We start from the raw sequence: 21,333 nt of genomic DNA, 5'->3' as shown, positions 1-21,333 counted from the left end.
TTGCGTTTGCGTTTTGAATTATATATTGTGCACTGCAGCAACGGAGAATCTTTTATGCCAGTGACTCCTAAGCCTGCTCGCCGGAAGGCAGCGGTCAAGACGGTCGGCTCCACATTGTCGGCGGCGGAAGCATTGAAGGCCGCGGAAGAAGCGGTGAGCGTCAGCCCGAAGGCTGCGCCCGTGCGGAAGGCCGTGGCGGTCAAGAAGGCGGCGGTTAAAGCCGCAAAGCCTGATCCGGTCGCGATCGTCGCCGCAACCACGGCGGTCGATGCGGCGCCCGAACCGGCTGCACCGCCAGCAATTGATCCGGCTCCTCATGCACCAGCGCCGCTGGTCGAAGAGGTCGGTATCGAAGCCGAAGAAACCAAGAGCCTGTCGTCCGAGGCCGGGCCGGTAGAGCCCACCATGCTGCCTGCCACAGAAGGAACCAAGATGATGAACGACGTGATCGAAACCGGAAAGAAGTTCGCTGAAGAAACCAAGGCCAAGCTTGAGACGGCCTATGCCGATCTGAACCAGAAGGCCAAGGCTGGCGTCGAAAAGTCGACCAAGGCCATCGAAGAGCTGAGCGACATCGCCAAGGGCAATGTCGAAGCGCTGGTCGAATCGGGCAAGATCGCTGCCAAGGGCATTGAGACCCTGGGCCAGGAAGCTGTCGATTACAGCCGCAAGAACTTCGAGAAGGCGACTGCCTCGCTCAAGAGCTTTTCGACGGTCAAGACGCCGACGGAATTCTTCCAGCTGCAGAGCCAGCTTTTCTCGAGCAGCTTTGACGAGCTGACCAAGGAAGCCGCGAAGAGCAGCGAAGCGCTGATCAAGCTGGCTGGCGAAGTCGCCCAGCCGCTGACCGCGCGGGTTACCGTTGTCACGGACAAGGTAAAGTCTCTCGCCGCCTGATCGGCGGTAAAAGGCTTGAAAGAATGAAGCGGCTCTCACCTTGGGGTGGGGGCCGCTATTCTTGTGCGCCGCCCTCCTTTGCACGATGACCTGCAATCTGTGCCCCTTGCCTTGAGGGCCGGAATCGCCATATCCTCACCCGTCATGAGCAGCATCAGTACATATCGGGAGAAGATGGCAGGCCGGGACCAGGATGATCAGGGTGAAGGCCCTGGCGGTCCCAATGTCGGCATCGCGACGCGCACCCGCGCCCGCACCAAAAAGCCGTCTCTCTACAAGGTATTGATGCTGAATGATGACTACACGCCGATGGAATTCGTCGTGCATGTCCTTCAGCAGTTTTTCCGCATGGACATGGAAGAAGCCACCCGCGTGATGCTCCATGTGCACCAACGCGGCGTCGGCGTTTGCGGCATTTTCAGCTATGAAGTGGCGGAGACAAAGGTGAACCAGGTGATGGACTTCGCCCGGCAGAACCAGCATCCGCTGCAATGTACGCTGGAAAAGGCCTGAGCCTTCTCGGGCTGTCTTCATGGTTATCATATATTAAGGATGGTTGCTTAGGCAGAGGGCGTCATGCCTGCCATTCTCCGTTCTCCTTCTTCCAGACTGACGCCGCTGGTTGCTGGCATTGCCTATTTCCTGATGGCGACGCTGGCGATGCTATGCTCGCGGTTTGAAGGGGGACTCGCCTTTGTATGGGCCGCCAATGCGTTGCTGATGGCGGAATTGCAGACATCGGAAACCAGCTATTGGCCGCGCATAATCGTGGCTTGCGGCATTGCCAGCATCATATCGACGACGCTGTTTGGCATGGGGCCTTGGGCAGCGCTGCCCATGGCGTTCATCAATATCGCCGAATCGTTGATCGTCGCGATCCTGTGCCGTCGGTTCATTCCCGTCCACCTGAGTGACGGATCGAAGCGCTCGCTCCTCGTCTTCATCCTCGCACTTTGCATCCCTGCGAATATCATCGCGGCCACCGGCGCGGCGTTTGTCGCCTCCACCCTTACGCCCGTGTCCTTCGGCTCTTCATGGCTGCAATGGTATAGCGGCCATGCGCTGGGTGGTCTGGTCTGCACGCCGATCCTGACGATGCTGTTGCAGGGGCAGGTTGGCGCCTGGGCTCGGGAGACATCCGGCAGACAGAAGCTGGAGGCTTTGGTACTTCTGGCCCTTTTTGCGGCCGTGGTCGTCCACCTATTCTATTTCGCTCGATATCCGATGCTGTTCCTGCTGCTGTTGCCACTGGTCGCGATCGCCTTTCGCATCGGTTCATTGGGAACGGCCGCAGCCATTATGCTGCTCGCCCTGATCGGCGGGGCGGCGACGATGACGGGCCATGGCCCGGTGAACATGGTGGCCAGTAACGTGGGTGAACGTACACAGTTGTTCCAGTTCTTCCTCGCCTCCTGTTTCCTTCTGTCCATGCCGGTTGCCGCCGAACTGAACGGGCGCCGCCGCTTGTTCCAGATGCTGCAGGCAAGCGAGGCACGATATCGCGCCATTGCCGAACATAGCGGCGACCTGGTGTTGAACGTCAGCGTTGATGGCATCATCCAATATGCTTCGCCTTCAGCGGCCGAGCAGATCGGTTGCGCGCCTGCGGTGCTGGTCGGCCGTTCGACGGATATCATGGTCGATCCCAAGGATCGTGGGGAGGTCCACGGGGCTCATCAGCGCGCTCTGGCACGGCCGGGCGACGTGCAGACAGTGGAGTTCCGCCCGGCAGCTTTTACCGATGGGGTGGATTGGTGCGAGATGGTCACGCGTGCCGTGCTGGACGAACAGGGCCTTCCTATCGGGGTGATCAGCACGATCAGAGACATGTCGCGGCACAAGGCGCGGCAGAGGGCGTTGCAGCGCGTCGCTGCCGTGGATACGCTGACCGGCGCCGACAGCCGCTGGGCCTTCATCGAAAAACTCGATCAGGAAATCAAGCGGGTGGCGCGAGGGGCCAATGCCTGTCTGCTGATGATCGACATAGATCATTTCAAATCGGTCAATGATCGTTACGGCCACGGGGTAGGGGACAAGGTGCTCTCCAGCTTCGTGGAGCGCCTACGTCCTGGCTTGCGCGGCGGGGACAGCATCGGAAGGCTTGGCGGAGAGGAGTTTGCGATCCTTCTGACGGGCACCGATATCCAGCGCGCGAGCATGGTGTGCGAGCGGCTACGGAAGATGGTGTCTGCCCAGCGGATCAGCACCGTAGGCAGCGAATCGATCGCCATTACCTTCAGCGCGGGACTTGTCGAACTCGACGGGCGGGCGAGCAGGGCCGATCTGCTGGACGCCGCGGACAAGGCGCTTTACCGCGCCAAGAATAGCGGGCGTAACTGCTTGCGGCTTGCCGCCTGAACCTTCTGCCCGGCTTCGGAAAAATGCATCGTTGATCCGGGCGAATTTGTCAGATGATATGTTGTAACTTCATCTGGTCTGGCCTATGTAGTGGCCACCATGTCCACCAGCATCCGCTCCCGCCTGTCAAATGGCCGCATCGATCGCATCGCGATTGCGCTGTCGGGCATGTGCGTCGCGCATTGCATTGGCACGGCAGTGCTGCTTGGCGTTCTTGCGTCGGCGGGCGGGATTTTTGAAAATCCTCTCTTCCATGAGGTTGGGCTCGTGCTCGCTATCCTGCTGGGGGCGGTGGCGCTTGGGCAGGGGGCCATGCAACATGGCTTCATGATGCCAGCGGCCGTCGGCTCGCTGGGTCTGGGCATCATGGCGGGTGCCATGACTCTTGATCATGGATGGCAGGAAAGCGCTTACACCTTGTTTGGCGTGGTGACGCTGGCCCTGGGGCACGATCTCAATCACCGGGCTGGACGATAAGTCAGTCTGACCGGAGCGAATAGAAAAAGGGGGCCATGAGCCCCCTTTTTCGTTATCGGCTTATATTCGGGTCAGAAATGCTTCCTGTCCAAATGATGCTCGCCCTTCACCCAACGAACCGTCCCGGTGCTGGCGCGCATCACGACGCTATCGGTGGTCAGCTTGCCGCCGGGCAGCCGCTTGACGCCTGCGAGCAGGGAGCCGTCGGTGACGCCGGTCGCCGCGAAGATGCAGTCGCCCTTGGCCAGCTCCTTAAGGTCATAAACCTTGTCGAGATCGGTGATGCCCCACTTGAACGCGCGCGCCCGTTCGTCGTCATTGCGGAACAGCAGCTTGCCCTTGAACTGACCGCCGACGCAGCGCAGAGCCGCGCACGCCAGCACGCCTTCAGGCGCCCCGCCCGAACCCATATAGATATCGATATTCGTTTCCGGATCAGTGGTCGCGATCACGCCGGCGACGTCGCCGTCGGGGATCAGCATGATGCCGCATCCGATCGCGCGCAGTTCGGCGATCAGCTTTTCATGCCGGGGGCGGTCGAGAACGCAGACGATGATCTCATGGGGATGAACGCCCTTTGCCTTCGCCACCGCTTCGACATTCTCTCTCACCGGCCGGTTGAGGTCGATGATGCCATCGGGATAGCCCGGTCCCACCGCCAGCTTTTCCATGTAAACGTCGGGCGCGTTCAGCAAGCCGCCTTCTTCCGAAATGGCGAGAACCGCCAGCGCGTTGGGACCGGCCTTGGCCGTGATCGTCGTCCCTTCCAGCGGATCGAGGGCGATGTCGATCTTCGGGCCTGATCCGATCGCGTTGCCGACCTTCTCACCGATGTAGAGCATCGGCGCTTCGTCGCGTTCGCCTTCGCCGATGACGACGGTGCCATCCATATAGAGGTCGTTGAATGCCATGCGCATCGCTTCGACAGCGGCAGCGTCAGCCGCCTTTTCGTCGCCGCGTCCAATCAGCTTCGAGGCGGCGATGGCGGCCGCTTCGGTGACACGCACCATCTCAAGCACCAGGACACGATCGAGAACTGAGCTAGCCTGCACCATGATAATCCCTCTGCTGTCTCTTTGTGATCAGCGCGATAGGAGGTCATCCCCGCCTTGTCGAGCCATCCACCCGGCCTCAGCCTGCTTTTCGCGGCGCCAATGCAACGGAAGGTCGTCTGTGGCGTTAAAATGCCAACAATGACAAGGGGTCGAAATAATGATCGCCGCGCTGCTTGCTGCCAGCCTCGTTCATTCAGCGGCTCATCCTTCTCAACCTATCCCAGCTAAGGCAGCGCCGTGCCAGGCCGTGCCGACGCTGTGCATGTCCGGTCGGCCGACTTCAAGCCGCCTGCCGTTGGAAGGCAGCGCAAGACGCGCGGACAACAAGATGAGCGCCTATCGCTTCGACGCGCGGCCGTGCCGGATAATCGGCAACATGGGTTGCCCCAAGCAAGCCCGTCTGCGCGTGTTCAAACTTGGCGAACCTTTGCGCGAGACTTTGATGCGCAGCTTCGCGCCTCGTTAAATGGCAGCGATTTTCAGTCGAGAATATGCATGACCATCGGAGCCTGGAGCAGGCTGTCCGATCCCGCGAGCCGCCGAAGCGTGTCGAGAACGCAGCGCTCTTCCCCGGCATGGGTGACGATCGCCATCAGCACGCTGTCATCATGGCTTGCGCCGCGCTGGATCATGCTTTCGATCGACACACCGGCGTCGCGCGTCGCGGCGGCAATCTCGGCAAGGACGCCTGGGCGGTCCTGTACCTTAAAGCGCAGATAGCTGCGGCCGATCCGCGCGCCCGCGTCCGCTGCCGGTTGCCGCGCCAATGCCGCTACCGGCATTGCCAAGGCGTCGCCATATTCATCGCGCGCGACATCGATCAGATCTGCGACCACGGCCGATGCCGTTGGGCCATCGCCCGCGCCCCGGCCCTGGAAGAAAAGGCGGCCGACGAAATTGCCTTCGGCCACAACAGCGTTGAGCGAGCCATCGACGTGAGCGAGCGGATGGTCGAGGGGGACGAGCATGGGGTGAACGCGCTGGAATAAGCCGCCCGGCCCATTTTCGGCCATCCCGACCAGGCGAATGCGATAACCCATAGCCGCTGCTTCGGCGATGTCAGCGGCGATGACGTGGCGGATGCCCGTTACCGCTACACTGCCAAAGTCCAGCTCCGTGCCGAAAGAGAGGCTGGCAAGAATGGTCAGCTTGTGCGCGGCATCGACACCGTCGATGTCGAAGCTCGGGTCCGCTTCGGCATAGCCCAGTTCCTGCGCTTCCTTCAGCACATCGTCGAAACCGCGTCCTTCCTTTTCCATCGTGGTCAGGATGTAGTTGCAGGTGCCGTTGAGGATGCCATAGACGCGGCTGATCTCATTGGCGGCGGCGCCTTCGCGCAGGCCCTTGATGACCGGAATACCCCCGGCAACGGCAGCTTCATATTTGAGGGCGATGCCAGCTTTCTCCGCCAGCGTGGCGAGGTCAAGGCCGTGATGGGCCAGCATGGCCTTGTTGGCCGTGACGAACGGCTTGCCGGCCGAAAGACACTGCCGGGCGAGGGTGAGCGCGGGGCCGTCGGCGCCGCCGATCAGTTCCACCACGACATCTATATCGTCGCGGACGGGCAGGGTGGTCATGTCGTCCACCCACTCATAGGGCGACAGGTCCACGCCCCGGTCCTTGTTGCGGTCACGCGCGGAAATGGCGACGATCTGAATCGGGCAGCCAGCGCGACGCGCGATCAGGTCTGCATTTGTCTGCAACAGCCGGATCACGCCACCGCCCACCGTGCCAAGGCCGACAAGCGCGACGCGCAGCGGGGCATGGCGGTGAAGATTGGTCATGATAGTGGCTGTCCTCAGGCTGATATAATGCCGCGCTGATAGCCGCCAACGCGCCGCTGTCCAAGAAAAAGGACAAGGACGGCCCGTTCGGTGGCGTCAACGCGCGGAACGGGTGCGGCCGCAATTGCCGAGTGACTGGATGACAAAGGCATAATCGATCCGGGCCGCCTCCGCATCGACAGGAGCGAGCGCGCGAACCGAGGAACCCGGCAGGGTGGGCGGCAAGCTGCAAGCCAGGCGATACCAGAGAAGGCTTCCTGGTGCAGGCGGCCGCGCCGCTTCATCGACGATTTCGCCCAGGGCAACGGCCCATTTCGGTTGCTGCCCAGGGCGGCGCAGGATGGAAAGCGACACCGGATCCCCCGTGGCCGTTCGCAGGAAAATCTGTGTTTCGCCTTCACCCGCGACCGTTCCTGCGACGTGGAAGGCGTCGCCAGGTCCGATGATGCGAGGCGGGGCGCTGGAAGCGACCAGTTCAGACAGAATGGCCTTCACCTGTTCGATCGCCGCAGTCGTGGCAGGAATTTGAGCGTCGCCCGCTACCAGCTGGATTTCTCCCGGCCGTCCTCCTGGGCGAGCAAACAGGATGACCTGCGTTTTCTTCAGCTTGGGAAGCTTTCCGCGAGCATTGAGCGGCGCATCATAAAGATAGCGAACGCGTGGACTGATTCCCCCTTCGCCGCGAATCAGCGATGTGACCTCGGCCTCCACAAAGACCCGTTTTTGACCGGTAGGCACATTTTGGACCGTTTTTTCGGGTAGTGCAATTATGCTGCTGATGCGTGCCACGGCTACCAGCGGAGCTGCGTCTGCCAAATCCGCGAGATCGGCATAGGAAAGGGTGGCGGACTTTGTGCCATCACTCGTCTGGGCCGCTGAAACCAGCGGAGATGCGGCGAAAATGAGGCATGTTGCGACAGCGGTTTTGAAGGTCATGGAGGATTTTCTTTGCATGTTCGTCCTGCCTAAAGTCATCCGTGACAATGTTGTCACAGGCAAGTCATTCTGTATTAAAATGCTAATCGGAAATGATCGTGTCGATAAAGCGTTTGCGTGCCACGATGCGCCGCGATAGGAGTTTGCGCGGTAGCAAATGCGCGGAAGGGGGCCAAAGGTGGCCAGGGACGACCTGGTCAACTAGGGCCATTTTTGGCTTGTTTGCTTATAACAATGGTAAGTTGAGTTAAGGAGTGTCGTTGCCGAATGGCCTATGCTGACCACTCGCAAGGATCGAGTCGTACGATCTCGATCGTCATCGTCGCCCTGATTCACGCTGTTCTGGGTTATGCCTTTGTTACCGGCCTTGGCATGAAATATGTCAAAAAGGCGGCGGAACAGCTGAACGTGATCGACGTGAAGGAGGAACCGCCGCCACCGGATGAGGAGCCGCCGCCACCGCCGCCAGACCAGCCGGTCGAGCCGCCGCCAGTGGTCGCGCCCCCGCCGATCGTCCAGACGCCAGCCCCCGCGCCGGCCATTGCCACGGTGCGTACGCCGCCGCCGGTTTTCAATCCGGTTCCGGTTGCTGCTCCACCGCCACCACCGCCACCACCACCGGCAGTGCCCGCTTCGCGCGCTACGCCGCGTAGTGCGCCCGGCAGCTGGCTTAGCGATGCGGACTATCCGAGCCGCGCGCAGCGTGAAGAGCGTTCGGGTACAGCGGGTTTCCGGCTTGAGATCGGCCCTGACGGCCGCGTCACAAGCTGCACCATCACCTCTTCGACCGGTCATGCCGATCTCGATGAGGCGACCTGCCGTCTCCTGCCGCGCCGCGCAAGGTTCAAGCCGGCCACGGCAGCCGGGGGTGGCCCGATGTCGGATACCTATAATGGTCGCATCACCTGGCGACTGCCTGAATAATTGTAACGGGAAGGCTGGCGCCGCTGCCGCCTTCCCCTTTTATTGATCCTTTTGAGAGGGAAGTCTTGAAAATGTTGATGTATCTCGCAGCCGCGGCCGCGCCGAAATCGGCAAATCCTTACGGCCTGATGGAAGCCCTGGAGCAGGGCGGCACCATCGCCTGGACCGTGTTCCTCATCCTTTGCGCGATGTCGGTAGGCACATTCTACATTCTGTTCACCAAGCTGATCGAACAGCAGAAGGTTCTCAATCAGGGCAAGAAGGTTCGTGCAACCTTCTGGCGCGCCCCGACCCTCAAGGAAGGTTCGGCCAAGCTTGAAAAGAACTCGGCCTACAAGCAGATCGTCGATGACGGTATTAAGGCTCAGGAAGAACACACCAAGCTGACCGATCCGGTCGAAGCACATGACTGGCTGCACGGTTCGCTTGCCCGTTCGGAAGCCTCGATCAACTCGAAGCTGGGCGGCGGTCTGGCGTTCCTCGCGACCGTCGGTGCGACCTCGCCGTTCATCGGTCTGTTCGGTACGGTTATCGGCATCTATCGCGCGCTCATCAAGATCGGCGCTGCCGGTCAGGCCTCGATCGACGCCGTTGCCGGTCCGGTCGGTGAAGCTCTGATCATGACCGCGCTGGGTCTGGCCGTGGCCGTTCCCGCCGTGCTTGCCTACAACTTCCTGCAGCGTCGCAACAAGTCGATCGCTGAACAGCTGAATGGCTTCACCGTCGATCTGCTGGCTCACCTGGTGTCGAACGGTGCTGTTAAGCCTTCGTTCGCGACTGCCCCGGCTGCGCCTGCCGCCAAGACGGCTGCTGCTCCGACCAAGGCCTGATTGGGTCAGGGAGCCGGTGTGGGGGTTAGTGGACGGCTGCGACCGCTGCTTCCCCACCGGCCTGGGTCCCGAATAACGGGGCGCCATCGACACGCATGTTAGGAAATTATCAATGGCAATGAGTGTTGGCTCCGACGGCGGTGAAGACAGGCCGATGTCCGACATCAACACGACGCCGCTCGTCGACGTCATGCTGGTGTTGCTCATCATCTTCCTCATCGCAGTTCCGGTCGTCGTCCAGACGGTTCAGCTACAACTCCCCAAGGTCGCATTCGAGCCGACGACAACGAAGCCGGAGAATGTCTCGCTGTCGATCACGCAGGCCAAGGACGGCAGCTGCGCGGTTTACTGGAACCTGACCAGGGTGTCTTCGGACGAACTGCTCGACCGCGCGGTCGCGAAGCTCGAGGCGGACATCAAGAAGGCAGGTGGCGTTGAAAATATGACGCCTGAAGATCTGCCGGAAGTGCATATTCGTGGGGACATCAATACCCCATACCGGTGCATCGGCGGCACCATCTATACGATGCAGCGCGCCGGTTTCCCGAAGGTCGGCTTCATTTCGGAGCCCGAACCGGGCACGAATGTGCAGCGGCTCTAAGTTTTTAGGAGTATCGCCCCATGGCAATGAGCGCCGGAAAAGATGATGGCGAGCCGATGATGGACATGAACACGACGCCGTTGATCGACGTCATGCTCGTTCTCCTCATCATGTTCATCATCACGATTCCGATCCAGACCCACGCGGTCAAGATCGACCTACCGCAGAATGCGCCACCGACTGACAGCGTCATCGACCCTGTCAAGAACAAGGTTGCGATTGATGCTGGCGGAATTATCACCTGGAACGGTTCGGCCATCGACCTTCTGACCCTGCGTCAGTATCTGCAGCAGTCGCTGCGGTTGCCGGTCGAACCCGAACTGCAGTTCCAGCCCGATGCCGCGACCCGCTATGTCGTCGTTGATCAGGTTTTGGCCGAGATCAAGCGCGCTGGCGTCACGAAGCTTGGCTTCGTAGGCAATGAACAATATGGAAACTTCTAAGAGCTGGCTACGCCGCCGCCGTCTGGCCGGGAATGTTCGACTTCCCGTTTCCGGGCGCGGGCTGGGGTGACGCAATCAGCTTTTGGTTATCTACGGGGTCGCTTCGGCGGCCCTTTTTTTGGTCCACTGCCTCAATGGTTCCTTAACCCTAATGTGAGATGTTCCATCCAAAGGAACGCATCTGATCATGGGCGCTGAATTGCACATGGACCTGAACCAAAAGAGCGGTCGCCAGACTGATCGGCGCTATGTTCAGGTGCCCGTCAAGGTGAGGCGGCCAAGCGAGAACTGGTTCAAGAGCAGCGTCGCCGACTTGTCTGTTCATGGCTTCCTCCTGCAGAGCTTTATGAAGCTGGCCGCAGGTGATTCCCTCTGGGTCATGCTGCCCGGATTCGAAGGACGACGCGCTCAAGTCCTCTGGACACGAGGACATGAGGCAGGTTGCCGGTTCGAACGGCCCCTGCACCCCGCCATACTTGATCATATTGTCAGGATCAGCGGATAAAACAGCTTTGAAGGCCGATCAGCCTCAGGCCGCTGGCGCATCCTGAAACTGAAGGTTTGCCAACCTCGCGTACAGACCCTTTTCGGTCATCAGTGCGGCATGATTGCCCTGTTCCACCACGCGACCATTATCGAGTACGATGATCCGGTCAGCAGCGCGAACCGTTGCCAGCCGGTGGGCGATGACGATTGTCGTCCGCCCGTGCATCAGGCGCGCCAGTGCATCCTGAACCAGCCGTTCCGATTCCGCGTCCAGAGCAGAGGTCGCCTCGTCCAGCAACAGGATCGGCGCATCGCGAAGCAGGGCGCGCGCGATCGAAAGGCGCTGCCTTTGTCCTCCGGACAATCGGGCCCCACCTTCGCCCAAAAATGTATCCAGCCCCTCAGGAAGGGCGCGCAGAAACGTTTCTGCATTGGCTGCACGCGCTGCTCCCCAAATCTCCTCGTCCGACGCGTCCCAACGGCCAAAGCGCAGATTGTCCCGCGCCGATGCCGCAAAGATGACGCTGTCTTGCGGAACCATCGCCATCATATTCCGAACCGTTGCCGGGTCGGCATCCTTCAGATCGACGCCATTCAGCCGGATGGCCCCGGTCTCAGGATCATAGAAGCGTAGCGCAAGTTGGATCAGCGTGGATTTGCCCGCACCTGACGGCCCAACGACTGCCACTGTTTCACCCGCCGCAATATCGATAGAGATGCCGTGCAGCGCGGCTTCACCCGGTCGCGTGGGATAGCTGAAATGTACCCTGTCGAACTGGAGGTTCGCGCCATGTGGAAGCTGGGGAATCGGTTTGGGCGACGCAGGAGCGACGATTTCGGGCTTTGCCGTCATAAGCTCATGCAAGCGGCTCGCCGCGCCAGCTCCCCGAAGCAGGTCGCCCCAGGTTTCTGACAGTGCGCCAAATGCCCCCGCGACAAGGCCACCGGTAAGGACGAACGCCGCGATGCTGCCGCCCGAAAGCCTGCCCGCCGCAACATCCAGGGCGCCTTGCCACATCACCGCGGTGATCGATCCAAAGACCAAAGCAATGACAACCGCCGTCATCGCCGCGCGGAGCAGGATGCGGCGCCGGGCTGTCGCAAATCCTGCTTCCACCGTGGTGTCGAACCGCGCGGATTCCCGCGCTTCCTGTCCGAATGCCTGAACGATCTTCATGGCGCCCAGCACTTCGGATGTTACGCTGCCGACGGCGGCCAGCCTGTCCTGACTGGCGCGGGAGAGAAGCCGTACACGGCGGCCCAGGCTGATCATCACGACCAGAATGATGGGGATGCCAAGTACGAGCATGCCCGCGAGCTTGGGCGCGAGAGCGAAGAGGTAGATGAGGCCACCCACCCCGGTGACGAGGTTGCGCAGGGCGACCGAAACAGTCGAACCCACGATCTGGTCGATGATGGCGGTGTCCGCCGTCATGCGCGACGCGATCTCAGACGGCCGGTTCTCTTCGAAAAAGCGGGGTTCGAGGCGCAGCAGATTGGCCTGCGTTGCCGATCGGATATCGGCCACCACCCGCTCCCCAAGCCAGGATACGAAGTAGAAACGTGCCGCCGTTGCCAGGGAAAGGATCAGCACAATCAGCAGCAGATACTGAAACCACCGGCTGATGTCGCCGCCGCCCATGAATCCGCGGTCGATGACGAGTCGAAAGCCACTGGGAATAGCGAGAGTCGCGGCGGACGAGACGATGAGCGCGGCGAGCGCGGCGGCGATCCGTCCAGGATAGCGCGTGGCGAAGCGCCACAACATGGCGAGGCTGCCAAGGGACGAACGCGCGCCGCCGCGCGGCATGGACTTTTCCGCATCTTGCATGGGCGCGCGCTTAGCAGCCCCCAGCCCAAGCCTCAACGAGGATCAGCGGCGCGGCCTCAACTGGAAGGTGTAATCTCCGACGCCAGCGTCATGATGCGGCGAGCGGCCGTGCGACCGGTCAGCGCGTAGGCCATGTCGCCAGCTTCCCAATAGGCGATGATATCGGCTGCGCGCCTGGCGATCAGGGGATGTCCTTCTGCAGGCGTTTCGGCTTTATCCGCAAAGAAGGAGAGTTGTTCGCCTGTCGGTGTCACAATCGAGATGGCTATGGCCGGGCTGTCGGGCGTCGGAAACAGCTGAACGTCGGTAACACGCCAGCTGCGCGGAAAAGATGGCAGGATGATCCCGGTTGAACGGCGTATTTCCTCGCTGTTGAGGGTCGCGCTTTCCACTTGAGACGCCATATTCTGCCGCAACAGGCCAGCACGGTGGGACGCCGCCGCTTCGTCGAGGAAGGGGCTGGCCTGCGCCGCCTGCGGAAACTCGCCTAGCGCGCCTCTCGCGATCCAGCCAGTCGCCAGCAGGGCTGCGATCGCGACTGTCCGGCGCAGATGCTGCCAGCCGCGCCCGCTTTCATTATCGTTGGCGACCGGGATCGACATGTCACGCCTGCGCCCGACCAGCGTGCCCTTGGTGCCGTCATGCATCAGGCGGAAATCGATGTGCGGCCAGCGCTGACGCCAGCGTTGCGCCACGATCCGCTCGCCTGGCCGCGCCGCGTCATCCAGCAGGACGACGGCGTTGGGCGACAGCCGTGCAAACAGGCTGTCCGCTGCGCCCCGCACCAGCGGGTGGACCGACCATGGCGGCCCGTCGATGATCAGCAGGTCGATGCGCTCAGGCAAATCATCGAGCGCGTACCAGCGCCCCGGCCAATCGTTGCTTTCCGATGACAGCGGCGCGTGGCGGAGGTCGGCTTGCAGATCATGATCGGAAAGCCAGTTGCGGGTGGCATCGACAAAGCCGCCATGCTGGTCAAAGCTGGTCAGGCGCCCTCCGCCATGCATAGCCAGAGCCTTGGCCGCAACCAATGTGGAAGCGCCTGCGCCCAGTTCCACGACCTGCGCAGGCCGCAAGCGCGCAATTTCCCGCACGATGTGGCGCAGGAAACCGACGTCCGCCTTCCAGCTGCCAAGATGGGGAAGCGCATCATGGGGCAGGTTCAACTCATCCATCAGGGCGCGTTTGTCGGCTTTGCGCCCACCCGAAAGGCTGGCGAGCAGCCACGGCCAACTGATCGCCCCGAAACCGATGCGCCATGCCAGGTCGGACAGCCGACGTTGTGCCGCACCGTCCTGCTGTTCGGCCAGGGAAAGAAAGCCGGTCAATTCGCGGGAAGTCACGATGCACCCATCCTTATATAAGATCTGGCGGGACTATGCGGCGGCCCGCGATTCTCGCATAGAGCCTTTGTCCGGTCCCTAACTTGCCGCTCAGGAAACGTCGATGAACCGTATAATTTCCGCCACCATCGAACGCTGGCCGGTAGCAGGCGCCTTCATCATCAGCCGGGGCGCCAAAACCTCCGTCGACGTCGTCGTCTGTACCGTGAGCGACGGAATATATGTGGGCAGGGGCGAAGGCACGCCGATTTATTACGAAGGTGAAACGGCTGAAGGCTGTGCCGCCGCGATCAACGCTTATCAGGGACCTTTGGACCGCGAGGCACTGCTTGAAGCGATGCCACGAGGCGCGGCGCGCAACGCGCTTGATTGTGCGCTGTGGGACCTGGAGGCCAGACGGGCGGGCATTCCCGTTTGGCAACTGGCGGGCGTTCAGCCCCCTGCACCGCTGCCCACTGCCTTCACGATCAGCCTGAATGACCCGGAACAGATGGAAGCCGACGCCCGTGCTGCGGCGGGCAGAGGCTTTGCCCTGTTGAAATGCAAGCTGACGGGTGAGGGGGACAGGGACCGGATTGCAGCGGTTCGTGCGGGCGCGCCGGGCACTCGGCTGATCGTCGATGCCAACGAAAGCTGGCATGATCTTGATATCGCGGCGGAAGCGGGCGCTCTCGCCGAACTCGGCGTGGAAATGGTGGAGCAGCCGGTTTTTCACGGGCGTGAGGACAGGCTGGCGGGCGTCAAGGCGCCGCTCCCCCTTTGCGCGGACGAAAGTTGCCACACGCGCGCGGACCTTGATCGATTGGGGGACTTTGACGCAGTCAATATCAAGCTGGACAAGGCGGGCGGGTTGACTGAGGCGCTGGCTCTTGCCCGTGCCGCAAGGGGGCAGGGCTTCCGCATCATGGTGGGTTGCATGCTCGGCACATCGCTCGGGATTGCCCCTGCGGCGTTGGTCGCGCAGGACGCCGACTGGATAGACCTCGACGGTGCCCTGCTGCTGGCCAAGGACAGGGATGGTGCCCTCGCCTTGCAAGACGGCATGCTCCAACCGGGCACGCTTTGGGGCACGGGTCAGTAACCGAGCGTCAGGCCCACGGCATAATATTTGGGACCGACATTGCCTTTCACGCGAAGCTTCGGGACGATCGGCATGGCGACGGTGGCATAGGGTCGGCTGTTGTCGCCGCTGAACCGAATGCCCGCGCCGATCGTCGCAAAGGCTGGCAGGTGGTAGGTCGCCTCGACCCGCCCATACAGCTTCGCCTCACCATCGCGCAGGTAAACGCCCGCACCGGGAGTCAGGCTGAAGCCCGCTACGTCCAGTGCATAGCCAGCGCCGATTTCGGTGCCCCAATGACCATTCGCCCGGCCGTAATTGACCTCGGCTCCAAGTCCTTCGGCATGCGCCGCAGGAGCCATGGCGAGGGAGCTTAACAACGCGGCGGCAGCGAGTTTGGTGCGTGACAACATCTTCAATCCCCAATCAGCGATGCTGTTGCCTGACCGGCTGACAGGGCCGAGGCAAGCAAGGGGAAGATGAAGCGAATCGAAAACCCGCTCAGATGAGCCGCGCAGTTCCTTCATGGTCGATATGGATGGGATCGGGATAGGGCATGATCGTCCGACCGTCCGGCGCTGCGGTAAAACTGGTCTGGGTGGGATAGGCAAATTCAATGCCTTCCGCCTTGAATCGCTTCCAGATCGCCAGGCCGATGCGATGGCGTGACTGGAAATAATCATGCTTGTCGGGATAGGGCACATCGAAATTAAGTTCGTAATCGAGCGAGCTCGCGCCAAAGCGCACCAGCCCCGCATTGACGAAATGCATGCCTTCGTCCGTCACAATCTTTTCAAGCAGGGCCGGAATGGCGTCCGCCTTTTCATCGGCGGTCTGGTAGATGATGCCGATGGCAAAGGTCACCCGGCGCTGTTCCAGCGTTTGAAGGCTGGTAATCTCCTTTTGCAGGAGGTTGGCGTTGGAAATGACCTTCTTCTCGCCCGTCATGGCGCGCAGGCGTGTGCTCTTGAGGCCGATGCGTTCGACCCGTGCGGTCGTCTGATCATAGGTAATCACCTCGCCCCGGCGGAAAGGCTTGTCGAAGATGATCGACAGCGCAGCGAACAGGTCGGAGAAGATGCCTTGCGCCGCGAGGCCGATGGCGATGCCACCGATGCCAAGGCCCGCGACCAGACCCGTCACGTTGACGCCCAGATTGTCGAGTACGACCACCAGGGCGATGGCGAACAGGCCGAAGGTCACGAGGACGCGGATCAACCCCATGGCATTGGCCAGGGTTTCGCCATGAGCGTCCTCGCCAACAGTCTTGCGTTCAACCAGGCCCAGGATGATCTCGCGCGCCCAGATGGCAGCCTGGAAAACGGCGGCAATGGTGAAGAGGAAGGCCACCGTCTTCATCACCATCTGCGGAGGATTGGCGTAGCTGACCACCAGCCGCGCGGCGACCAGGGCCATGAAGAAGTGGGTGGTCCGTGCGATGGCGCGGCCTACGACGTTGGAAACGCCAAGTGTGCTGCCCGGTTTTCCCCTGAACCGCTTGCCGAATTGCCGCAGCGCGGCGAGGGCGAGATAGATGGCGATGCCGATCCCGACGGCAATCACTATCTGCAAAGAGTGAATGGCAAACCAGTTCGCCGTGGCGTGCCACATTTCCGAAAGGTTAGGAGCGCGAACCGTGAAGGCCGGGTCATTCTTTGCAGCCATGGGGATCCCTGAAAAATCCAAGCGGTCAGGCCGCCAGAGGAAGAGAGGAGCGTGCCCCGCATTCTTCCAGAAAGGCGATCAGTCCGCGTTCGTAGCGGGTGAGATAGCGCGTACTGCGCGGCAAGCGAAGCCCTGCCCGCCATTCATCCTGTCCCGACTTGCACAATTCGATCAGCGCTGGATGAATATAGCTTTTCCGGCTGATGGCGGGGGTGTTGCCCAGCGCTTCGGCCACGGGCGCGACCATCTGTGCGAGCGATACGGGGCCGGAAGCTAGCGCCTCGAAAGCGACGGCCGAAGCCCCCCAGGTGCGGAAATGCTTGGCCGTGAAGTCATGTCGCATGGCTTCCGCAATATAGGCGTTCACGTCTCCGGAAGTGATCGGCCGGGCGATCCCTTCCTCGTCCAGATATTGGAACAGATGCTGTCCCGGCAGGTCCTGCATCGCGCGCACGAAGCGGAGCAGTCGACGGTCGCTTATTGTCAGATCATGTTCGCGCCCCGACTTGGCACGATAGCGCAACCGCAGCTTCCGCCCGCTAAGATCGACATGGCGGCGGCGCAGCGTCGTGGCGCCGAAGCTCTTGTTCGCGGCGGCATATTGTTCGTTGCCCACGCGTACCTTGGCGAGGTCGAGCAGCCGGACGACGGCGGCCAATGTCCGTTCCTTGCGCAGGCCGCGGATCGAAAGGTCCGCTTCGATCTGCGCGCGCAGGCGCGGCAGGGCGCGGCCGAACAAGGCGCAGCCGCCATATTTCTCGGCTTCGCGCGCGGCACGGAACTCAGGATGATAGCGATATTGCTTGCGGCCCCGGTCGTCATAGCCGGTCGCCTGGATATGGCCATGCGGCAGCGGACAAAACCAGCAATCCCGGTAGGCTGGAGGCATGCCGATCGCGTTCAGCCTGTCGATTTCGTCCCGGTCGGTGATCCGCGTGCCATCGGGGAGGAAATAGGCCCATCCCCGTTTCAATGGGCGGCGCGCTATTCCTGGCAGGCTGTCATTGGCGTGGACGAGGCGTTGCGGCATTTGGCTCCTTCTCAAGAGCCATTAACCCGCCTTACCGAGCTTGCGTTCCCCGGCCTCGACGCCTGAGGTCAGGATCGGCCGGGCTGTGAGCCGGTCAAGCGCCAACGAAGCGCTCCGCTGCTGCGCAAGCGCCAATGCTCAGGATGGCGGCGGATGACCGATAGATGTGCGAGAGTCAGGGTCGCCGCCAATATCGCGGCGGGCATGGTGATCATCGCCATATTGGGCAGCAGCAGCGCGATAGTAAAGCAGCCCAGGGCTGTGGCTGCGGCGATCATGGTGGACCGTGCTTCGCCGTCCGGCCCGCGCATCCAGAATATGCAGCCGCTTACCCCTAGCGCGAAAGCCATGGCGAGTCGGGCGGGCTGACCCTGTCCCGCAAGGCCGCAGCCGATGAGCAGCAGAAGGATGAGGAGCGCGATCCCGGCACGGGGCAGGCGGCCAAGCAGATAGGCTCCGGCAGGATAAAGCAGCAGCTCCGCCATCAGCACCGCCGCCAATATCGACCCGGCGAGTGCCGACTGCTCTGGCCCCGCGATGACCGCCACCACCGCCGTGGCGGCCCAGGGGACGAGGCGTTCGGGCGCCATGCGAATATGGCTGACCCAGCCGCGCAAGCCCGCGCGGGTTTCCCATCGCCGGTCGGCAAGCCGCAGCTGGAAAGCGGCGATGATGAACAGCGCTTCCACGCCCCAGGGCAGGAATTCCCTGCCGATCATGGGCGACGCCAGAACGAGGCCAAGCAACAAGCCATGGGCGACGCCCAATATGCGGAGTTCTCCGCTCATCATACTCCCCCTGTGATCGGCTTTAAGGGCCGCAACGGAATGGCCGGGGCTCGCGCGCCCTCCCGCTGCTTGCGCGTGAGATAGGTGTCGAGGCCGATTTGCAGCGATAGCATCATGAAGATGAAGGGTTGGTAAGCGATGCCGACGAACAGCGACCCAATCATGTAAATGACATGGCCTTGTTGAAGAGCCAGCGCGAAGGGTGCGACCCACGCCTCGCCCGGACCATCGCGGCCCCGATAGCGTCGGCGGATTGTTTCAGTGCGGATGAAGCAGGTGAGGTGGATCAGCAGCCACAGCGCGAAGCCGAAATAGCCCTGCTCGCCCAGCATCTCGAAATAGGCGCTATGATAGGCGCGGCCCTTGTCAGTGACGAGCCGCCTTTCCATGCGCGACCCACCGCTGTCGATCACCCGTTCCTGCGTGAAATAGGTGAAGCTGTTCTGTAGGTAATTGTCGAAGCCGCCGCCGCCGGGATGCTCCTTCACATAGTCCAGCGTCCACTTCCACACGGCGAGCCGGGTGGAGGCGCTTTCGTCGCCCTGATGATTCTCGATGGTGGACATGCGCTGCGTGAAGCTGGCGGGCAGGAAGGGTATGGCGGCGAGAGCTGCCACGGCCATTAGCGGTCCATAAACAAAGCGCCGCTTCGATCGCATCAGCATCATGCCAGCCAGAATGACGATGCAGACAAGGCCGGTGCGCGCTTCTGTGCCGATCGGCATCAGCAGGCAGGCGAAGCATAGCGCATAGGCGAAGGTGCGCACCCGCCAGTCCGGCGGAAAGATCGTCCCATGCTTTGCCAGCCACAGGATGAGCGGGATCAGCGAGATGGCGACGCAGCTGATGATGCTGCCTTCATACAGGCCGCTATTATTGTCGACCATCAGGTTGAGGACGCCATAACCGCCGCCCGACAGCGCCGTCTTCATGCCGCCATTGATGATGATCGTGCTCGCACACAGCACCATGAACAGCGCCAGCGCCTCCAGCCGCAGCCGGGTGCGGAGAGTCAGCGGCAGGAAGATCGCGAAGATCATCGCCTTCCACACCCATTCCCATTTGGTATGCGCGTTGAGCGGGAAGTCGGCCGTCGCGGTCGTGTAGCCGCACCAGGCCAGCAGGATCAGCAGCAACAGCTGGCGCATGGAGAAGCGGCAGTCCGTCTTCTTGTCCACCAGCAGCCATGCGCCCACCGCCAGAGCAAAGGCGATCGCGGAAATCGGGATGCGGTTCAGCAGGAAATAGGACAGCCGCTGGGGCGAGACGATGTCGATATAGGCGTAGACGGCCACGAGCAGGAAAGGTCGCCGCAGCCCGAGCAGGAAGAAGGCGCCAAGGAAGGCGAGGAAGAACAGGTCACGCATCGCGCGATTGCTCCACCTGCGATTCGTCATCCAGATCGGCGCGCGGCAGCAGGCGCCAGGCCGCTAGCATGATCACGCCATGGCTGATCAGCAGGGAAAGGGCGTCAATCATCGCGCGAAGGGTTCTTCCATGGCCACACCCTTTCCCTAGCGCGGCAGAGTTGACGGGCCGTTAAACCTTTTCCGCCACAACAAGCGTCATGACTCGGATACTCCATGTGCTCGATCACAGCCTGCCGATGCATAGCGGCTACACCTTCCGCACGCGTGCGATCCTGCGAGCGCAGATGGCGCAGGGCTGGGACGTGCGGGGAATCACCGGATTGCGTCACGGCGCCAAAGGGCCGACAGAAGAAGTCGTGGACGGCCTTCATTTTCACCGGACGCCGGGCACACCGGCCACCGGCAATCCGTTGCTGCGCGAATGGCGGGACATCGCGGCGCATGCGGATGCCATCGATTCGCTGATCGCTCGATGGCGGCCGGATGTGATCCATGCCCATTCGCCGGTGTTGAACGCCATGGCGGCGCAGCGTGCGGCCAAGCGGAACGACATTCCCATGATCTACGAAATCCGCGCCTTCTGGGAGGATGCAGCCGTTGGAAACGGCACCGGCACCGAGGGCAGCCCCCGCTATTGGCTGACCCGGCAACTGGAAACCCATGCGGTGCGCGCGGCCGATGCCGTCGCGGTCATCTGCGAAGGGCTGCGCGGCGACCTGGTGGCGCGCGGGATTGACCCGGCCAAGATCATCGTCTCGCCCAACGGCGTGGATATGGAGCAATTCGGAACGCCGGTGCGCCGCGATCCGGCGCTTACCGCCAAGCTTGGGCTGGAAGGCGCCGACGTGGTCGGCTTCATCGGCAGCTTCTATGATTATGAGGGCTTGGACGACCTGATCGCCGCGATGCCCCGGCTGGTGCGCGCGCGGCCCAAGGTCAAGCTGCTGCTGGTAGGCGGCGGCCCTCGCGAACAGGCGCTGCGGGATCAGGCGACGGCCTCGCCTTTCGCCGACCATATCGTCTTCGTGGGGCGTGTCCCTCATGATGAGGTTGAGGATTATTATGCGCAGGTCGATGTCCTCGCTTATCCGCGCAAGGCGATGCGGCTCACCGATCTTGTGACCCCGCTCAAACCGCTGGAGGCAATGGCGCAAGGGCGGCTGGTAGCGGCCTCCAACGTAGGCGGTCATCGCGAGTTGATTGAGCATGGAGTGACTGGCACGCTGTTCGCGCCTGGCGATCCGGCGGCCATTGCGACCGCTTTGGCAGAGATGTTCGCTGATCGTGGCTTCTGGGACGATCGGCGGGCGACGGCTCGCACCTTTGTCGAGCGCGAGCGTAACTGGTCGTCAAATATTCTGCGTTATGGCCCTGTCTATGATCGGTTGCTGGCGCAGCGGATCGCGCGCGTTCGCGCGGCGGCCTGAACGAAAAGATGGCGGCGGCGCGACTTCA

21 protein-coding genes are annotated in these 21,333 nt (G+C 61.9%); 11 read left to right on the top strand and 10 right to left on the bottom strand.

Annotated features, from left to right (window positions below; all coding sequences use genetic code 11):
* Positions 1-54: 54 nt before the first annotated feature.
* From IZV00_RS10560 to IZV00_RS10545, 4 genes are all read left to right on the top strand, one after another.
* The gene (locus tag IZV00_RS10560) at positions 55-897 is read left to right on the top strand and encodes a phasin family protein (protein ID WP_196224607.1); all 843 of its coding nucleotides are present in this window, start codon (positions 55-57) and stop codon (positions 895-897) included.
* Positions 898-1,041: 144 nt separating this feature from the next.
* The gene (gene clpS, locus IZV00_RS10555; RefSeq protein ID WP_176502233.1) at positions 1,042-1,410 is read left to right on the top strand and encodes an ATP-dependent Clp protease adapter ClpS; all 369 of its coding nucleotides are present in this window, start codon (positions 1,042-1,044) and stop codon (positions 1,408-1,410) included.
* 63 nt (positions 1,411-1,473) lie between these two features.
* Complete coding sequence (locus IZV00_RS10550; protein ID WP_196224606.1) at positions 1,474-3,255, top strand: sensor domain-containing diguanylate cyclase; 1,782 nt, start codon at positions 1,474-1,476, stop codon at positions 3,253-3,255.
* A gap of 99 nt (positions 3,256-3,354) precedes the next feature.
* On the top strand, positions 3,355-3,732 hold the full coding sequence (locus tag IZV00_RS10545; RefSeq protein ID WP_196224605.1) for a MerC domain-containing protein: 378 nt from the start codon (positions 3,355-3,357) through the stop codon (positions 3,730-3,732).
* A gap of 71 nt (positions 3,733-3,803) precedes the next feature.
* On the opposite strand, the gene glpX is transcribed toward IZV00_RS10545, so the two are convergent.
* The 3 genes from glpX to IZV00_RS10525 form a co-directional block, all read right to left on the bottom strand.
* Positions 3,804-4,787, bottom strand: coding sequence for a class II fructose-bisphosphatase (glpX, locus tag IZV00_RS10540; protein ID WP_196224604.1), 984 nt, complete (start codon positions 4,785-4,787; stop codon positions 3,804-3,806).
* Between the two features lie 479 nt (positions 4,788-5,266).
* Complete coding sequence (locus IZV00_RS10530) at positions 5,267-6,571, bottom strand: homoserine dehydrogenase (RefSeq protein WP_196224602.1); 1,305 nt, start codon at positions 6,569-6,571, stop codon at positions 5,267-5,269.
* A 96-nt stretch (positions 6,572-6,667) separates the two neighbouring features.
* Positions 6,668-7,507 (bottom strand): hypothetical protein, encoded by an 840-nt coding sequence (locus IZV00_RS10525; RefSeq protein ID WP_443020043.1) that lies wholly within the window; start codon positions 7,505-7,507, stop codon positions 6,668-6,670.
* A gap of 267 nt (positions 7,508-7,774) precedes the next feature.
* Between IZV00_RS10525 and IZV00_RS10520 the strand changes: the two genes are divergently transcribed.
* From IZV00_RS10520 to IZV00_RS10500, 5 genes are all read left to right on the top strand, one after another.
* Positions 7,775-8,431 (top strand): energy transducer TonB, encoded by a 657-nt coding sequence (locus IZV00_RS10520; RefSeq protein ID WP_196224600.1) that lies wholly within the window; start codon positions 7,775-7,777, stop codon positions 8,429-8,431.
* A 71-nt stretch (positions 8,432-8,502) separates the two neighbouring features.
* On the top strand, positions 8,503-9,261 hold the full coding sequence (locus IZV00_RS10515; protein WP_196224599.1) for a MotA/TolQ/ExbB proton channel family protein: 759 nt from the start codon (positions 8,503-8,505) through the stop codon (positions 9,259-9,261).
* Positions 9,262-9,373: 112 nt separating this feature from the next.
* Positions 9,374-9,862 (top strand): ExbD/TolR family protein, encoded by a 489-nt coding sequence (locus IZV00_RS10510; protein ID WP_196224598.1) that lies wholly within the window; start codon positions 9,374-9,376, stop codon positions 9,860-9,862.
* Between the two features lie 20 nt (positions 9,863-9,882).
* A complete protein-coding gene (locus IZV00_RS10505) occupies positions 9,883-10,305 on the top strand; it encodes an ExbD/TolR family protein (protein WP_196224597.1) in 423 nt (140 codons plus the stop codon).
* Positions 10,306-10,492: 187 nt separating this feature from the next.
* Complete coding sequence (locus tag IZV00_RS10500; RefSeq protein WP_196224596.1) at positions 10,493-10,810, top strand: PilZ domain-containing protein; 318 nt, start codon at positions 10,493-10,495, stop codon at positions 10,808-10,810.
* Between the two features lie 24 nt (positions 10,811-10,834).
* Here the strand turns inward: IZV00_RS10500 and IZV00_RS10495 are convergent, their stop codons facing one another.
* Together IZV00_RS10495 and IZV00_RS10490 are read right to left on the bottom strand one after the other, a co-directional pair.
* A complete protein-coding gene (locus IZV00_RS10495) occupies positions 10,835-12,622 on the bottom strand; it encodes an ABC transporter transmembrane domain-containing protein (protein ID WP_196224595.1) in 1,788 nt (595 codons plus the stop codon).
* Between the two features lie 56 nt (positions 12,623-12,678).
* On the bottom strand, positions 12,679-13,965 hold the full coding sequence (locus IZV00_RS10490; RefSeq protein ID WP_196224594.1) for a class I SAM-dependent methyltransferase: 1,287 nt from the start codon (positions 13,963-13,965) through the stop codon (positions 12,679-12,681).
* 103 nt (positions 13,966-14,068) lie between these two features.
* On the opposite strand from IZV00_RS10490, the gene dgcA reads away from it, so the two are divergent.
* The gene (dgcA, locus tag IZV00_RS10485; protein ID WP_196224593.1) at positions 14,069-15,046 is read left to right on the top strand and encodes an N-acetyl-D-Glu racemase DgcA; all 978 of its coding nucleotides are present in this window, start codon (positions 14,069-14,071) and stop codon (positions 15,044-15,046) included.
* Here dgcA and IZV00_RS10480 read toward each other — a convergent pair.
* The 5 genes from IZV00_RS10480 to IZV00_RS10460 form a co-directional block, all read right to left on the bottom strand.
* Positions 15,040-15,438, bottom strand: coding sequence for a hypothetical protein (locus IZV00_RS10480; protein ID WP_196224592.1), 399 nt, complete (start codon positions 15,436-15,438; stop codon positions 15,040-15,042). The genes dgcA and IZV00_RS10480 overlap by 7 nt on opposite strands.
* 88 nt (positions 15,439-15,526) lie before the next feature.
* The gene (locus IZV00_RS10475) at positions 15,527-16,690 is read right to left on the bottom strand and encodes a mechanosensitive ion channel family protein (RefSeq protein ID WP_196224591.1); all 1,164 of its coding nucleotides are present in this window, start codon (positions 16,688-16,690) and stop codon (positions 15,527-15,529) included.
* Positions 16,691-16,715: 25 nt separating this feature from the next.
* Positions 16,716-17,720, bottom strand: coding sequence for a DNA topoisomerase IB (locus IZV00_RS10470; protein ID WP_196224590.1), 1,005 nt, complete (start codon positions 17,718-17,720; stop codon positions 16,716-16,718).
* A 68-nt stretch (positions 17,721-17,788) separates the two neighbouring features.
* Positions 17,789-18,508 carry a hypothetical protein gene (locus IZV00_RS10465; RefSeq protein WP_196224589.1) on the bottom strand — a complete coding sequence of 240 codons (720 nt, stop codon included), beginning with the start codon at positions 18,506-18,508 and terminating at the stop codon, positions 17,789-17,791.
* Positions 18,508-19,875, bottom strand: a complete 1,368-nt coding sequence (locus IZV00_RS10460; protein WP_196224588.1) for a putative O-glycosylation ligase, exosortase A system-associated — start codon at positions 19,873-19,875, stop codon at positions 18,508-18,510. Before IZV00_RS10460 ends, IZV00_RS10465 begins: the two co-directional genes overlap by 1 nt.
* Before the next feature lie 200 nt (positions 19,876-20,075).
* On the opposite strand from IZV00_RS10460, the gene IZV00_RS10455 reads away from it, so the two are divergent.
* Positions 20,076-21,305 carry a TIGR04063 family PEP-CTERM/XrtA system glycosyltransferase gene (locus IZV00_RS10455; protein ID WP_196224587.1) on the top strand — a complete coding sequence of 410 codons (1,230 nt, stop codon included), beginning with the start codon at positions 20,076-20,078 and terminating at the stop codon, positions 21,303-21,305.
* The last annotated feature ends 28 nt before the right edge of the window (positions 21,306-21,333 follow it).

Origin of the sequence: Sphingobium sp. Cam5-1 (assembly GCF_015693305.1) — a bacterium.
Classification (GTDB): domain Bacteria; phylum Pseudomonadota; class Alphaproteobacteria; order Sphingomonadales; family Sphingomonadaceae; genus Sphingobium.
This window is presented reverse-complemented; position numbering and strand designations above follow the sequence as displayed.

Bases quoted from the DNA above. Each gene is read 5' to 3' on its own strand.
- IZV00_RS10455 (WP_196224587.1), top strand. From the start codon at position 20,076: ATGACTCGGATACTCCATGTGCTCGATCACAGCCTGCCGATGCATAGC.
- IZV00_RS10510 (WP_196224598.1), top strand. From the start codon at position 9,374: ATGGCAATGAGTGTTGGCTCCGACGGCGGTGAAGACAGGCCGATGTCC.
- IZV00_RS10525 (WP_443020043.1), bottom strand. From the start codon at position 7,507: ATGACCTTCAAAACCGCTGTCGCAACATGCCTCATTTTCGCCGCATCT.
- IZV00_RS10550 (WP_196224606.1), top strand. From the start codon at position 1,474: ATGCCTGCCATTCTCCGTTCTCCTTCTTCCAGACTGACGCCGCTGGTT.
- IZV00_RS10460 (WP_196224588.1), bottom strand. From the start codon at position 19,875: ATGCGTGACCTGTTCTTCCTCGCCTTCCTTGGCGCCTTCTTCCTGCTC.
- IZV00_RS10480 (WP_196224592.1), bottom strand. From the start codon at position 15,438: ATGTTGTCACGCACCAAACTCGCTGCCGCCGCGTTGTTAAGCTCCCTC.
- glpX (WP_196224604.1), bottom strand. From the start codon at position 4,787: ATGGTGCAGGCTAGCTCAGTTCTCGATCGTGTCCTGGTGCTTGAGATG.
- IZV00_RS10560 (WP_196224607.1), top strand. From the start codon at position 55: ATGCCAGTGACTCCTAAGCCTGCTCGCCGGAAGGCAGCGGTCAAGACG.
- IZV00_RS10545 (WP_196224605.1), top strand. From the start codon at position 3,355: ATGTCCACCAGCATCCGCTCCCGCCTGTCAAATGGCCGCATCGATCGC.
- IZV00_RS10520 (WP_196224600.1), top strand. From the start codon at position 7,775: ATGGCCTATGCTGACCACTCGCAAGGATCGAGTCGTACGATCTCGATC.
- IZV00_RS10495 (WP_196224595.1), bottom strand. From the start codon at position 12,622: ATGCAAGATGCGGAAAAGTCCATGCCGCGCGGCGGCGCGCGTTCGTCC.
- IZV00_RS10475 (WP_196224591.1), bottom strand. From the start codon at position 16,690: ATGGCTGCAAAGAATGACCCGGCCTTCACGGTTCGCGCTCCTAACCTT.
- IZV00_RS10505 (WP_196224597.1), top strand. From the start codon at position 9,883: ATGGCAATGAGCGCCGGAAAAGATGATGGCGAGCCGATGATGGACATG.
- IZV00_RS10530 (WP_196224602.1), bottom strand. From the start codon at position 6,571: ATGACCAATCTTCACCGCCATGCCCCGCTGCGCGTCGCGCTTGTCGGC.
- clpS (WP_176502233.1), top strand. From the start codon at position 1,042: ATGAGCAGCATCAGTACATATCGGGAGAAGATGGCAGGCCGGGACCAG.
- IZV00_RS10515 (WP_196224599.1), top strand. From the start codon at position 8,503: ATGTTGATGTATCTCGCAGCCGCGGCCGCGCCGAAATCGGCAAATCCT.
- IZV00_RS10470 (WP_196224590.1), bottom strand. From the start codon at position 17,720: ATGCCGCAACGCCTCGTCCACGCCAATGACAGCCTGCCAGGAATAGCG.
- IZV00_RS10465 (WP_196224589.1), bottom strand. From the start codon at position 18,508: ATGAGCGGAGAACTCCGCATATTGGGCGTCGCCCATGGCTTGTTGCTT.
- IZV00_RS10500 (WP_196224596.1), top strand. From the start codon at position 10,493: ATGGGCGCTGAATTGCACATGGACCTGAACCAAAAGAGCGGTCGCCAG.
- dgcA (WP_196224593.1), top strand. From the start codon at position 14,069: ATGAACCGTATAATTTCCGCCACCATCGAACGCTGGCCGGTAGCAGGC.